Here is a 13,798-nt window from a genome sequence, read left to right as displayed (position 1 = left end):
GCTAGGGCATCTTTCTTACCATCTGCCTGGCATTTTAAAGCCTATTGTAAAACAGTATAGAGATAGGTAGAATCTTAAGTTAACAAATAAAGAGCATTAGAACATTGACCATTTAAGGGCTTTTGCTCTGCCTAGGCTCCAAATTTAGCATAAATTAAATAAATTTAGCCATTGACCTGCATTCCATCATGAATAACAAAGGTGCTCCACTTTGTGAAAAGGAAGATTTTAGTAAATTCTATATTCATTAAGCTAATCCCCTTAACGTAGTTTTTTACTATCCCTCATAATTAAGAAACAAAATCTATTTGCTAATTCTCTCATTTCTTATTTGCTTGCTAGAGAAAAATTTATTGAGTAAAATTGGTGCTAACCCTTGTTCTTCATATATTATCCATGCCACTCTTCACTAAAGAAAGCCTTGAAAATCTCCGTCAAAGAATAGACCTTGTCGATGTTTTGAATGCCCATCTCGATCTTAAGCGGGCTGGGGCCGCCTATAAAGGGCTATGCCCCTTCCACGATGAAAAAAACCCCTCCTTTATGATTCAGCGGGGAGACACCCATTATCATTGCTTTGGCTGTGGAGCGCATGGCGACGCCATACAGTTTTTGATGGCGCATCTTAAAATGAGTTTTTCTGAGGCCGTTGAAAGTTTAGCTGAGCGTTTTCATGTGCCTTTAGAAGTTATGGAAGAGGCCGACTCTAATAAAGGCCCTAGTAAGACTCTCTTAAAAGAAGCTCTTGAGCAGGCTTGCCGTTTTTACCATTTCTATCTTCTTCATACTCAGGAAGGGCATGAAGTGTTACATTACTTATATAAAAGGGGACTGGATCTTGATTTTATTAGACATTTTCAGATTGGGTTAGCTCCTAAAGTTCCGGGCCATTTTCGCCAAGTTATGCATGCAAAGTATATCAAAGATGAAATTTTACGCACGGTTGGACTGATAGCAGAAGGTAAGGAGGGCCGCTGGCGTGATTTTTTTTCGGATAGAATTACTTTTCCTATTCGCGATGCGGCAGGAGCAGTGATTGGATTTTCTGCTCGAAAGTATAAAGAGCAAACTTTTGGGGGTAAATATATTAATACCCCTGAAACTACTCTTTTTAAAAAATCTCGCGTTCTTTTTGGATTAAATTATTGCCGTAGACGCCTTGCTAAAGAAGGGCGAGTAATTATTGTAGAAGGCCAAATTGATGCATTGCGCCTTATCCAAGAAGGCTTTAACTTTACAGTTGCAGGACAAGGTACTGCTTTTGGAGAGGGACATGCCAAAGAACTATTGATGCTAGGCATAAATTTAGTTTATTTAGCATTGGATGGAGATAGTGCAGGACAAGAGGCGAGTGTAAAAATCGGAGATCTTTTCCAGCGCGAAGGGGTAGAAGTCCGAATGGCTCAGATGCCTAAAGGATTAGATCCCGATGTTTTTCTACGAGAAAAAGGACCTGAAGCTTTTTTGAAGCTACTGGAAACAAGTTCTGATTATTTAGATTTTCTTGTTAAGCATTACTCCCAGCAGTATGATTTGCGTTCACCTGCTGCTAAGCATCAGTGCATCGAGAGAATTGCTAAGCAAATCCGCCAATGGGATCAACCTGTATTAGTGCAAGAAAGCTTACGTAAGTTAGCTCATTTGATGCAAGTTCCTGAAAATACACTCTTACTTGAACAAATTCATACGCCTAATTTGTATATTAAAAAAGCAGCAAATATTGGATTACAGACTATTGATCCGGATCGTATTCTAGAAATGGACTTGCTGCGTTGGCTGCTTATGATGCCAGAGGAGCGTGCTCGTCTTTTAAAACTTGCCCAAGAAAATCTAAAGCCCTCAGATTTTCGCGTGCCTATCTGTCAAAAAATGTATTTAGCCTTGTTGGATGCATGCCAAAAGAATGAATTTATTGATGTCATTTCTCTTATTTTAAAAATAGATGATTTAGAAAGCCAATTGATCATTTCTGATCTACTTGAAAAGAAAATTAATAAGGAGAAAGCTGAAGCTAATTTTGTGGAAACTCTGCAAAAGATTCTAACGCGAAATTGGATGGGTACTTGCGAGCTTGTTAAAATGAAAATTCAGAGTGGTCAATGTACGGATGATGAAGTTTTGGAATTAGTCAAAGAATATAATACGCTTAGGAAAAGCCTTCCTAAAGTTAATGTTTCTCTATAAGGAATCTCTTTTTCTGAAAAAACATAGAGTAGGATAAAAGCTTTAAAAAAATTAAACCTGTCTTAATAGAGCTTGCTGTATGCATTCTTCTACCTCTTCCTCGCTACAACCCATTTGGTTAATAAAGTTTCCATAAATATTTTAATGCGAGTTAAAGCCCACATTCCGCAGGTTAATTTCCATTGGCCTATAATTTCTGAAGTGAGGGTTGAGTCAAAATATAAGCTCCTACTCATCAAATAGTTAGCTAATCCTCCTGTAGTCATAATAGCTTGGGGATTATGATGGATTAAGTAATTTATCATATTCCCTTATCTCAATTTTATTGCATAGTGTAGAAACAATCCTAAGGGATTAAAGTCCTTGCTACAATATTTTTTCATCTTTTATGTTTTCGCTTTCTTTGCTTATAGAGGAACATGAATAGTTTTTTCTAAAAAAAGCTGGAGGCCGCCGTTCCTCTCTTTGAATTTAATCCCTTGATTGCTAAGTCGTTAAAAAAATTAATTCTTTAATTTAAATTCTATTCATATTACTAAAAAAATAATATCTTGAAATCGTTATAACCTGCAGAATATGGGTTAAAGGATAGCTAAGTGTAAAAAGGTAACTTAAGCTTGGAATAAATCTTAAATGGTTGGTTTAGAAAATTTTTTGTTTCCTAAAAAACAAGAGATCTAAGGAAATGGCCCTTAGATCTCTTGGATTTTAGCTACCTATTATCTATCATCCATGATTACCTATTACCAGGTAACTGTTACGCCTCCAGCAAGGTTCCAGGCAGAAAAACGATCCCACACTTCGCCAGAAAACTCAACATATCCTTGCCAGCAGTTATAAAAGGTTTTAGCAATATTAACGGAACCTTCAAAACCGCTAGTTTTTTGGTGAACGCCTTTAATTCTAAATTGCGAGCCTAAGTTTTTAAAGTGGGCTTGGAAACGTTCTTGTAACAAGTTAAAGCGATATTTCCAGGCAGCATCGGCATTTAAATGAAGCTCCCACCAAGGAAGATTAGTGCTTAAGTGTGTTCCTAAATAACCCACAGAAGCACTGATGTTTTTGCCACGCACATGTAAGTTGAGTGATTGAGCTCCATGTTCGCTAAGAGCATGGCGACGGTAAGAAGCATGTTCTAGTCGTGCAAAAGGCTGAACATAGAAGTTCTCGTAACCTAAATTTAGGCCAAGTTCTGTAAAAGATGTCCATTCGCTGACTCTAGCTTTTCCTCTAGCTTTTCTCGTAAGGTTACCCACATCAATAGAACGTTTGACTCTTACGCAGTCGGCACCAAGAATTGTTCCAGAAAAAGAATAGAAGTGGGGATTATTCCACATGTAGTAAATAGCTCCTTGCCAATTATTACCCTTGCCATGCCCGTTTTGCTTAAAATGAATATGGTCTTTTTCATAAGAACCGGCAATACCAACCGTTAGCCACGAGTTTAAGAAATTAAAATTTAATGGCTTTTGGGCACCAAAGGTAATATTGAAATCATCCATTCTATAACCTTTAGCTCCATGAGAGTTACGTAGACGGCTCTGGCCTCCGCCTACAGCTCCCCACAATCTATATTCATCACAGTTTTCTCCACATTGTAAGCCTAAGCTATCATTGATGATAGGTTGGTACATCCTACGAATAAATGTTTGGGAAGCTGTTTGATTAGGCTGCATTAAATTAGCATATTGCTCGCCAGACAAATCATTGAGAGCTTCTCTTTGCTCCTTAGAAGAAAGATTAGAGAGGTTATTAATTACCAGCGCTTCATCGGCAGATCCTATATTAGTAGAGCTCCATTGCTGAGCGATGTGTCTCTCATTATAGGTAGAGGCAGAAAATGAGGCACTCATCAAATTGCCCAAAGGGCAAATTAAAGTACAACTACTCAAGCAAATTGTTAAAAGGGCTTTTAAATTATTTTTCATACGCATGTCCTATGCTGGTTGATAATGGAAAAACTCACTGATAGGTTTTTTTTAAATTTATCTCAAGAAAAAATTGATAAAGAGGGGGATGAGGCTGATTTGCTTTATTTGCTTTCTTAGCTCTAAGCTTGTTTTGGAGGTTATTTTCTTAATAAATAATTTAGGGGAGAAAACGATTTTTATCCTGTTCTTTTGAGAGCAAGCAGCTATTTTGCAAGAAAAAACGTTGACGATTTTGAGCGATTAATCGATACATCCAATTATATAAAAAAGAAGGAAGAAAGGAAATCCAGCCAATAAGCTTCCATCTTCCGCCTAATAGCTATAAAACTTGCAAGGCAGCTTGCCCCCATAAATAAACTTCTTTTTGGGAGGAAGCATAATTTTTAAGAAGAATTAAAGAATTGGCTGTATGAACCTTTCTAGGCAGAGTTCCTAGTAGTTTTCCTGCCGTTAAGCCTTGTAAAGGTGCAAAGAGAAATAGTTGCTTGGTATCATGTTTTATAAGAAAATATACAACATGGCTGCAGAGGGCACAGGTGCCATCATAAAAAATTAAATGTTTGTCCATGCTGTTTTTTTTCATCCATCGTTTAAGAAAGGCAAAACAAAGCTCTAAGAGCTAGTTATCTAGATATAATTTTTAATATTAATAAATGTGTTTCATAAGCAAAAAATTATCAAGTAAAAATATCAATCGTATTTCCAGTGATCTGGCATGCAAGCACCTGCTGAGTAATCAACGCGCTAGCAAGCGGCAAGCTCGCTGGGAGGGTTAAAATCCTAAACATGCTCACGATAAAGTGAAGCTTAAGAAAAGAGTGTTTTTTATCATATCTATAACTCTCTCTTAAAAGTCCTGATCTTTGAGCCTTTCTTTAAGGAATGCTTTGAAGCCTAGCTTGTATTCAATAGGCTAAAAGGAATGCTTTGAAGCCTAGCTTGTATTCAATAGGCTAATCAGAGTAGCTTTTTTACGCTTTTTTTCATGAAAAAAGTTAAAGTTGCTGCTCTCTGGATAGAAAATTGCAAAAAATAGGAAAAACTTTTTAATCAATCCTATCCATCTAAGCAGCTAGCCATATTCATAGAGGCCTTCCTACTGGCCTTTATTCTTAGGGAGTTTTGAGCAAATAAGCCTCTTCAAATGCTTTTCCCACAATCGATTGGGCTTCATCTAATATTTGCTCTAGATGCTCTTGACCTCGAAAGCTTTCTCCATAAATCTTGTAAATGTCTTCTGTCCCTGAAGGGCGAGCAGCAAACCATCCATTTTCGGTAACGACCTTTACCCCTCCTATGGCAGCACTGTTTCCTGCTGCATGAGTAAAGATACCCTGGATAGCTTCGCCTGCTATTTCCTTTGCTTCTATCTGCAAGGCAGAAAAGTTTTTTAATATCTGTCTTTGCTTAAGACTGGCGGATGCTTCTACTCTATCATAAGCAGGATTTCCAAATTCGCGGGTTAAATCCTGATAAATTTCACCTGGGTCTTTACCTTGCTTGGCCGTCATTTCAGCAGCTAATAAGGATAGGATAATCCCATCTTTGTCCGTCGTCCAGGTTTTACCCTCTAAACGAGCAAAAGAGGCGCCAGCACTTTCTTCGCCACAAAAACTTAAAGATTCATTAAGAAGCCCATCGACAAACCATTTAAACCCTACTGGTACCTCATAAATTTTTCGATTTAATTGAGTGGCCACACGATCAATCATTTGGCTGCTGACGAGCGTTTTGCCTATTGCTGCCCCGGGATTCCATAAAGGCCGATGTTGAAAAAGATAAAAGATGGCGGCAGCGAGATAATGATTAGGGGGAAGTAAGCCTGAACTTTTAGTGACAATGCCATGTCTATCGTGATCTGTATCGCAGGCAAAAGCGACATCGAAGCGGTTTTTTAAATTGATTAGCCCTTGCATAGCATAGGCTGAAGAGGGATCCATACGAATTTGACCGTCCCAGTCTAGAGTCATAAATTGGAAGGTTGGATCAATCGTCTTGTTAACTAGGGTAAGGTTTAGCTTGTAACGTTCTGCTATAGGCTCCCAATAATGAATTCCCGCTCCACCTAGTGGATCTACTCCCAATTTTATCTGGGATTTTTGAATAATCTCCATATTGATTACATTTTTAAGATCGCCAACATAGGCTTCAAGATAGTTATAGCGTTTAGTGGTAGACAAGCTTAAAGCTTTTTCATAAGAAATTCTCTTAAGGCCTCTTAGCTCATTGCGCATTAGCTCGTTGGCTTTTGTTTCAATCCATTGGGTAATATGAAGGTCAGCAGGTCCTCCGCTAGGCGGATTATATTTGATGCCACCTTGACTGGGGGGGTTATGGGAAGGGGTAATGACGATACCATCGGCTAAATTTTTGGTGCGATGGCGGTTATAAGACACTATAGCATGGGAGATAACGGGCGTAGGTGTATACTCTTCTCCTTCAGCTAGCAAAATTTCTATTCCATTGGCTGCTAATACCTCTAGAGCACTCATTAAAGCTGGCTTAGAAAGCGCATGCGTATCCATACCCAGAAATAAAGGACCATCAATCCCTTGCTGCTTGCGATACTGGCAAATCGCTTGGCTAATAGCCAGGATATGATGTTCATTGAAGCTTTTTTGTAATGCAGACCCACGGTGGCCCGATGTTCCAAAAGCTACCTGTTGAGCGGTGTCTAGGGGATCGGGCTTTTCAGCGTAATAAGCTGTGATAAGTTGGGGTATATTTACAAGCTTATCAGAAGGACTGATTTTTCCGGCTAGTGGGCTGACTCTCATTGATTTCCTCTTCATATTGTATGATAGCATGTTAGCTTAAAATTGTATTAGACCTTGCAAAATTCCTTACTGCAGAAAGGCTTTTAATTTTAACTCGCACCAATAAAATAGTTTATTAGCTTTTTAACCTTTTTCGTTTAAAGGATTCTCCAAGCGACTTATGGGTGCCAGCTTTGAAGCTTAATATGGCTTTTAAAATATTTTATGTATATAAAATTTATAGGTAACCTTGCAAAAATGTCAAGATGTAGATAAAGTGTGTCCAGGATAAAAAGCAACCCTATCTGTTAAAAAGATAAAGATTTTACAAAATTTTTTTGCGTTAAGTTGAAGAATACAGAAAGCTTACTAGAGGAGCCTACATGAAAAATACATACAACCCTGCCCCCTCCACCCTGGCAGTATCCACTCATCTCCAAACAGAAGCAAGTCATAAAATTTCTCAAGTTCTCAATCCCTTAATTGCGGATGCTTTTGCTCTATATGTAAAAACAAAAAGCTATCATTGGCATATGTTTGGCCCTCACTTTCGCGATTATCATCTCTTGATGGATGAGCAAGCCGAGCAGATCTTTACGATGATCGATGTGCTTGCAGAAAGGGTGCGTAAGCTTGGAGCTCTTACCATTCATTCTATCAAACAGATTAGTCAATTGCAAAATGTGCAAGATGATGACGAGCCATCCGTTGAAGCTATCCAGATGCTTAAGCGTTTAGAAGAGGAAAATAGAAACTTGGCTGCTCGCATGCTTGCTGCCCATAAAGTTTGTCAAGAGTACCAAGATGTGGCTACGACCAGCATTCTTGAAGTTTATATCGACGAGGCCGAGCGGCGAGCCTGGTTTCTTTTCGAAACGCAACAGAGCTAAATCCTTTGCTGATCAGGGCTTAAGATACCGTAAACTTGGGGGAGCTTGACTTGGATCTTTAAAAAAGCTTTATTTCTTGGCTTTGTGTACTTTCTTCTTAAAGAAGAATTTAAAGCTGGTTGATTTTTTTGCGCAAAAAAACTCTAGAAAGTAAGGAAAAGCCTTTTGAAAATTACAAGGATAAGCTTGTAACTTAAGGTAGAAAAACAATGAGCAAGACTTAAAGAGGATAGAAATGTTTCATCTGCCTAAATTTCCTTAATCTATTCATAGCTAACCATCAAAAAAAAGTTGATTTGAATTCGGAAATAAAAGATTTATTGTTCATTCTTTCATTTATCTAGACAAAGTGGCTCGTCTCAGATAAAAGGATAAAGAAAAATTTGAATAAATAGATAGGGGCACCAGCAAAGTAGCGGGTGTCTATTATCTTTTTAGGAATTGAAAAAGATGAACAAAATCTACAAATCAGCCTTTTTTATTGTTTCTCTTCTTGCCATCTTCCTCGTAGTAGGATGGTTTGTGCATACTAGCGATATCGCTGTGCTCAATCCCAAAGGAGCGATCGCTCAAAGAGAACTGGACTTAATCATTCAAGCTACTCTTCTGATGTTGATTGTGGTTATTCCAGTATTTATCTTGATGATTGTTATTGCTTGCCGCTATAGAGCCAGCAACTCCAAAGCAAAATATACACCCGATTGGGATCACAGCCATTTTGTTGAGTTTATCTGGTGGGCAATTCCTTTTGTAATTGTTCTGGTCCTTTCGGTTATCACTTGGAAAAGTAGTTTTGAATTAGATCCTTTCAAGCCGCTACAGGCAAGCGCTAAGCCTCTGACTATACAAGCTGTAGCTCTACAGTGGAAATGGCTATTTATCTATCCTGAGCAGAAAATTGCTACGGTAAACTTTCTTCAGTTTCCCAAAGACACACCCCTTAATTTCGAAGTCACTGCTGACGCTCCTATGAATGCATTTTGGATCCCGCAACTGGGCGGGCAAGTGTATGCGATGCCCGGCATGAAAGCAAAGCTACATCTTATAGCGCATGAGCTAGGCAGCTTTAGAGGCTCTTCTGCAAACTTTAGTGGAGAAGGCTTTGCTGGCATGAAATTTACGGCTAAGGCCACTTCATCCGAAGATTTCGAGCAATGGGTAGAAAAAGCAAAGCAATCACCTAAGCAACTTAGCTTAAACGAGTATAAAAAATTAATCCTACCCACTCAGAATTCCTCCGCAGAGACCTATATTTTGCAAAAAGAAAATTTGTTTGATTGGATCCTTATGAGCTACATGATGCCCATGGGCTCAAATCCAAGCAAAAGCGATGCCTCTTTAGAATAATTAGTAAGTATTTGATCTTAATCCATATAGGGAAATGACATGTTTGGAAAATTAAACCTTGAAGCTTTCAAGCACGACCCCATTGAAAGTGGTGCGGGTATAGGCATGGCTATAGCTGGCTTAATGATTGTGGCTCTCTTATTTTATTTCCGTCGGTGGAAATGGCTTTGGAATGAATGGTTAACCTCACTGGACCATAAAAAAATTGGCATGATGTATATCATTGTTTCTCTTTTAATGCTCTTCAAAGGCGTGGTAGATGCTTTGATGTTACGGGCTCAGCAGATACTCGCAGTAGGGGAATCGCAGGGCTTTTTGACCCCTTCCCATTTCCAGCAAGTATTCTCTGCTCATGGTACCACCATGATTTTCTTTGTGAGCATGGGAGCCGTGTTCGGCTTGTTGAACTTAATCGTGCCTTTACAGATAGGCGCTCGGGATGTGGCTTTTCCTTTTATGAATTCCTTGAGCTTTTGGCTGTTCGCAGCAGGTGCATTTTTGGTCAATCTTTCCCTTGTTATAGGAAATTTCTCTGCGACAGGATGGTTAGCTTATCCACCACTTTCAAGTCTACAGTACAGCCCTGATGTAGGCGTAGATTACTGGATATGGAGTATACAGATTGCTGGTATGGGCAGCTTGCTCTCGGGAATTAATTTCTTAGTGACTATTTTAAAGATGCGTTGCCCTGGCATGACGCTGATGAAAATGCCTTTATTTACCTGGAGTGCTTTAAATAGCATGGTTTTAGTCATTTTTGCTTTCCCAATTTTAACAGCTACCCTTGGCATGTTGAGCTTAGATCGTACCGTAGGAACCCATTTTTTCACGGCAGATTTTGGAGGCAATCCTATGATGTATATCAACCTCATCTGGGCCTGGGGGCACCCCGAAGTTTATATTCTCATGTTACCAGGTTTTGGAATTTTCTCAGAAGTTGTGGCAACTTTTTCACATAAGCGCTTATTTGGTTATACCTCCATGGTATGGGCGCTAGCTTCCATTACTTTTCTATCTTTTATCGTGTGGCTGCATCATTTTTTTACGATGGGAGCAGGCGCCAATGTTAACGCCTTCTTTGGCATTATGACCATGCTTGTTGCCATTCCCACGGGCGTGAAAATCTTCAACTGGCTATTTACTATGTGTAGAGGACGTATTCAATTTTCACGGCCTATGCTTTGGTTTTTAGGTTTCGTAGTCATTTTTACGAGTGGAGGCATGACAGGTGTGTTAATGTCTGTGCCCGCCGCTGATTTCCAAGTGCATAATAGCTTATTTTTGGTAGCCCATTTTCATTCCATGGTCATTGGGGGCGTCTTATTTGCTTTTTTTGCTGGCCTTGCTTATTGGCTTCCTAAATTTTTAGGGTTCAAATTGCATGAAAAGTTGGGGAGGTATGCTTTTTGGTGTTGGATTATAGGTTTTTTCTTGGCCTTCATGCCGCTCTATCTCATTGGCTTAATGGGGGCCACCCGCCGTTTAAATCATTATGAGGAGGCCACCGGCTGGCATCCTTTATTTGTGATTGCCGGGGTAGGCGTTTGCATCATTATCGGTGGTGCTTTTCTCCAATTTTTACAACTTATGGTAGGTGTGATCCAGCGTAAACAAAATAGGGTAGGTAACGATCCCTGGAATGGAAGAACACTGGAATGGTCCACTTCCTCTCCTCCCCCCCTTTATAATTTTGCTATGATCCCTGAAGTGAACGAACGCGATCCTTATTGGGCTAAAAAACAGGCGCATGTGCTGGATGCAAAGAAGCCTTGTTATCAAGATATTCATCTGCCTAAAAACTCTGCAATGGGTATCTATGTGGCTAGCTTTAGCCTCCTCTTTGGCTTTGCAGTTATTTGGCATATTTGGTGGCTTGCTCTCTTGAGCTTGCTAGGCACTATAATAGGCACCCTTATACGTCTCTTAGATGATAATACCGACTACTACCTATCAGCTGCAGAGGTAGAAAAAATAGAGCTAGCACATGCCAGGAGTAGGGGATAGCTATGACAGATTTAACGACGCTTTCATCCATCAATCATGCGGATTCTTCTCAAGCCACCTCTGCTAAAACGCTCTTTGGCTTTTGGATCTACTTAATGACCGACTGCATTTTGTTTGCCACCTTTTTTGCTACCTATGCCGTGCTGCACAATAGTACATATGGTGGACCTTCTGCTGGTCAATTGTTTAGCCCTACCTTTGCTTTGATAGAAACTCTTATCTTATTAACCAGCAGCTTTACCAGCGGATTGGTTATGTTAGCGGCTCACCGCCAAGAAAAAAATAAGGTGTTAAGCTATTTAAGCTTAACATTTTTATTAGGGCTATCCTTTTTGATCCTGGAAATAATGGAATTTAACTATCTTATCCAGGAGGGACATAGCTGGCAAAAAAGTGCTTTCCTTTCAGCCTATTTCACCTTGGTTAGTACCCATGGCTTGCATATTCTAGCAGGCTTACTATGGATAGTAGTCCTGGGAATGCAAATTTTGTCGCGGGGTTTGAGCGCAAATACGCTTAGGCGATTAGCTTGCTTTAGCATGTTTTGGCATTTTTTAGATATTATATGGATTTTTATCTTCACCTTTGTCTACTTAATGGGAGCGCAGTAACATGAAAGATAATCTTTATCCTATAAAAACTACGCAAGCTTCTAGGCATGGAAGCTTTAAATCCTATGGAATAGGCTTTGTTTTATCCATCGTATTGACTTTAGCTGCCTATATAGCTGTCCAGGAGCATTTATTCACCGGTAAAATTTTAGTTCTTGTCCTGGTTAGCTTAGGGGGCATGCAAGCTTTAATTCAGCTTTTATTTTTTCTTCACCTTAAGGAAGAGGCCAAGCCCCACTGGAATCTAGTGGCTTTAACTTTTATGATAGCGGTGATTGCCATTTTAGTAGTCGGCTCGCTATGGATTATGAATGATTTAGATGAAAGATTGATGTCTATGCAAGCGATGTTTCACCCCAGCGAATAGAAAATATGGCTATAACCTCCAGGATTAAATCATAAGGCTATTTAAGACGATGACCATTAAAACTTATTACATGTTGACTAAACCTGGCATCATAGCAGGTAATGCGGTAACAACTTTTGGCGGCTTTATGCTTGCTTCAAAAGGACCTTTTAACTTCTGGTTGTTTTGCTTGACTCTTATAGGTCTATCTTTAGTGATTGCCTCGGCATGCGTATTTAACAACTATATGGATCGAGAGATAGATAAGAAAATGGCAAGGACTAAAAATCGAGCGCTTGTTAAGGGGCTAGTCTCTGAACAAAACGCGCTCCTATTTGGTACTTTTCTTGGTTTGTTAGGAATGGGCATGTTAGCTTTATATGTTAATTTTTTGACAGCCATGATTGCTCTAACAGGTTTTTTATTCTATGTAGTCGTATATGGCCTATCGAAATATAGATCTTCTTATGGCACGGTGATAGGAAGTCTAGCAGGAGGTGTCCCTCCCGTGGTGGGTTATTGCGCGGTCAGCAATCAATTAGACTTAGGTGCTTTCCTCCTATTTACCATTATGGTCCTATGGCAAATGCCCCATTTCTTTGCAATTACTCTCTATCGCCTAGAGGATTATGCTGCCGCCTCCATCCCAGTTTTACCGCTTGAAAAAGGTATACACACGACCAAAATACAAATGTGGTTATATATCATAGCTTTTATCGGGGCGACTGTCATGTTAACGTTCATGGGGTATACCGGCTATGCCTATTTAACCGTGGCTGTCCTGATGGGGTTAATGTGGTATGTATTATGTTTAAAAGGTTTTAAAAGTGATAATGACAAACGATGGGCCCGCCAAATGTTTTTATTTTCAATTGTAGTCATTATGGTCGAATGTTTCATGATGGCTATCGATAGGGTTTAAAAAGAATCAGGTGGTTGGCTAATCAACCTGATGGCTCTGCTTGGCTATCTTGTAAAAGAGTTTAAGAATCAAGATAATCATTTCCACAGCATTTTTCGCTAGCAAATAGCAAGAATAGATAGACAGTATTAACAGTAACTAAGAATTTATTTTAAGATTCAAGCCTAAAAACTATAAAAGAATCCATTAATGCTAAATCAAAGAAATAGCCAAAAAAAATTTACCTTCGCGATTTTAGGTTTATCTCCTTGCTTTTTTAAAGGTGTAAATAGTACTACTTCGTTAGGTTTAAGAGGTATCAAAAAATAGCCTTTTGGATGAGTCATGAATAGCTTGGCAAAAAGGGCAAATAGTAATGCAAAATAAGCTGTTAATTAATCTTCTGACTTGAGGCAGAGTCATTGAGATTTTTTTTTATCTTTTGCCTGGTATTTCAGTAAGGTTAAGAAGCTATAAGCCATAAAACATAACGTCAAATGATGATGGAGTCCTAGCCATGACCGCCCCTCAAAGTGATCTAATCCTAGCTCCTCTTTCATCTGCTGATAGCCTTGCTCGATTTTCCATCTCTCATGAATCCATTCTACCATACATGAGAGGGGAGTATCTTTTGAGGCATTGGAAACATAGTATTTATATTGATCGTTTCCTAGCTTTTCCATGATTAACCATCTTTCAACCCCTGGTCTATAAAATGCCTTGGTGATCGTTTCTTTAACACGTATAGCCATTACTTCACTATATTTCTTCGATTGAAGGGTAAGTTTTACCTTTTGCCACTTACCTCCTTGCAGGATCAATTTTTTT

General features: G+C 39.1%; 12 protein-coding genes. 7 read left to right on the top strand and 5 right to left on the bottom strand.

All coding sequences use genetic code 11. The features are described 5' to 3' along the window. Nucleotides 1-366 precede the first annotated feature (366 nt). Entirely contained in the window at nt 367-2,184 is a 1,818-nt protein-coding gene (gene dnaG, locus NEOC84_RS00250; RefSeq protein WP_347566615.1) for a DNA primase, read from the top strand. 89 nt (nt 2,185-2,273) lie between these two features. On the opposite strand, the gene NEOC84_RS00245 is transcribed toward dnaG, so the two are convergent. The 4 genes from NEOC84_RS00245 to pgm all read right to left on the bottom strand — a co-directional run bounded on the left by NEOC84_RS00245 (nt 2,274) and on the right by pgm (nt 6,892). Then, nucleotides 2,274-2,489: a hypothetical protein gene (locus NEOC84_RS00245; RefSeq protein ID WP_166154183.1), complete on the bottom strand. Its 216-nt coding sequence runs from the start codon at nt 2,487-2,489 to the stop codon at nt 2,274-2,276. A gap of 438 nt (nt 2,490-2,927) precedes the next feature. Continuing rightward, nucleotides 2,928-4,112 (bottom strand): autotransporter outer membrane beta-barrel domain-containing protein, encoded by a 1,185-nt coding sequence (locus NEOC84_RS00240; RefSeq protein WP_166154181.1) that lies wholly within the window; start codon nt 4,110-4,112, stop codon nt 2,928-2,930. A 322-nt stretch (nt 4,113-4,434) separates the two neighbouring features. Next, on the bottom strand, nt 4,435-4,683 hold the full coding sequence (locus tag NEOC84_RS00235; protein ID WP_166154179.1) for a DCC1-like thiol-disulfide oxidoreductase family protein: 249 nt from the start codon (nt 4,681-4,683) through the stop codon (nt 4,435-4,437). Nucleotides 4,684-5,227: 544 nt separating this feature from the next. Then, entirely contained in the window at nt 5,228-6,892 is a 1,665-nt protein-coding gene (gene pgm, locus NEOC84_RS00230) for a phosphoglucomutase (alpha-D-glucose-1,6-bisphosphate-dependent) (protein ID WP_166154177.1), read from the bottom strand. A gap of 362 nt (nt 6,893-7,254) precedes the next feature. On the opposite strand from pgm, the gene NEOC84_RS00225 reads away from it, so the two are divergent. The 6 genes from NEOC84_RS00225 (at nt 7,255) to cyoE (ending at nt 12,991) form a co-directional block, all read left to right on the top strand. Continuing rightward, nucleotides 7,255-7,761, top strand: coding sequence for a DNA starvation/stationary phase protection protein (locus tag NEOC84_RS00225; protein ID WP_166154175.1), 507 nt, complete (start codon nt 7,255-7,257; stop codon nt 7,759-7,761). Nucleotides 7,762-8,211: 450 nt separating this feature from the next. After that, entirely contained in the window at nt 8,212-9,108 is an 897-nt protein-coding gene (gene cyoA, locus NEOC84_RS00220) for a ubiquinol oxidase subunit II (protein ID WP_166154173.1), read from the top strand. Nucleotides 9,109-9,147: 39 nt separating this feature from the next. After that, the gene (cyoB, locus tag NEOC84_RS00215) at nt 9,148-11,112 is read left to right on the top strand and encodes a cytochrome o ubiquinol oxidase subunit I (protein ID WP_166154171.1); all 1,965 of its coding nucleotides are present in this window, start codon (nt 9,148-9,150) and stop codon (nt 11,110-11,112) included. A gap of 2 nt (nt 11,113-11,114) precedes the next feature. Next, nucleotides 11,115-11,723, top strand: coding sequence for a cytochrome o ubiquinol oxidase subunit III (gene cyoC, locus NEOC84_RS00210; protein ID WP_166154169.1), 609 nt, complete (start codon nt 11,115-11,117; stop codon nt 11,721-11,723). Between the two features lies 1 nt (nt 11,724). Continuing rightward, the gene (gene cyoD, locus NEOC84_RS00205; protein ID WP_166154167.1) at nt 11,725-12,090 is read left to right on the top strand and encodes a cytochrome o ubiquinol oxidase subunit IV; all 366 of its coding nucleotides are present in this window, start codon (nt 11,725-11,727) and stop codon (nt 12,088-12,090) included. 49 nt (nt 12,091-12,139) lie between these two features. Continuing rightward, nucleotides 12,140-12,991, top strand: a complete 852-nt coding sequence (gene cyoE, locus NEOC84_RS00200; RefSeq protein ID WP_166154165.1) for a heme o synthase — start codon at nt 12,140-12,142, stop codon at nt 12,989-12,991. Nucleotides 12,992-13,389: 398 nt separating this feature from the next. On the opposite strand, the gene NEOC84_RS00195 is transcribed toward cyoE, so the two are convergent. Further along, the coding region (locus NEOC84_RS00195; protein WP_166154163.1) for a transposase at nt 13,390-13,798 on the bottom strand (409 nt) is incomplete at its 5' end.

This window comes from Neochlamydia sp. AcF84, from assembly GCF_011087585.1.
Taxonomy (GTDB): domain Bacteria; phylum Chlamydiota; class Chlamydiia; order Chlamydiales; family Parachlamydiaceae; genus Neochlamydia.
This window is presented reverse-complemented; position numbering and strand designations above follow the sequence as displayed.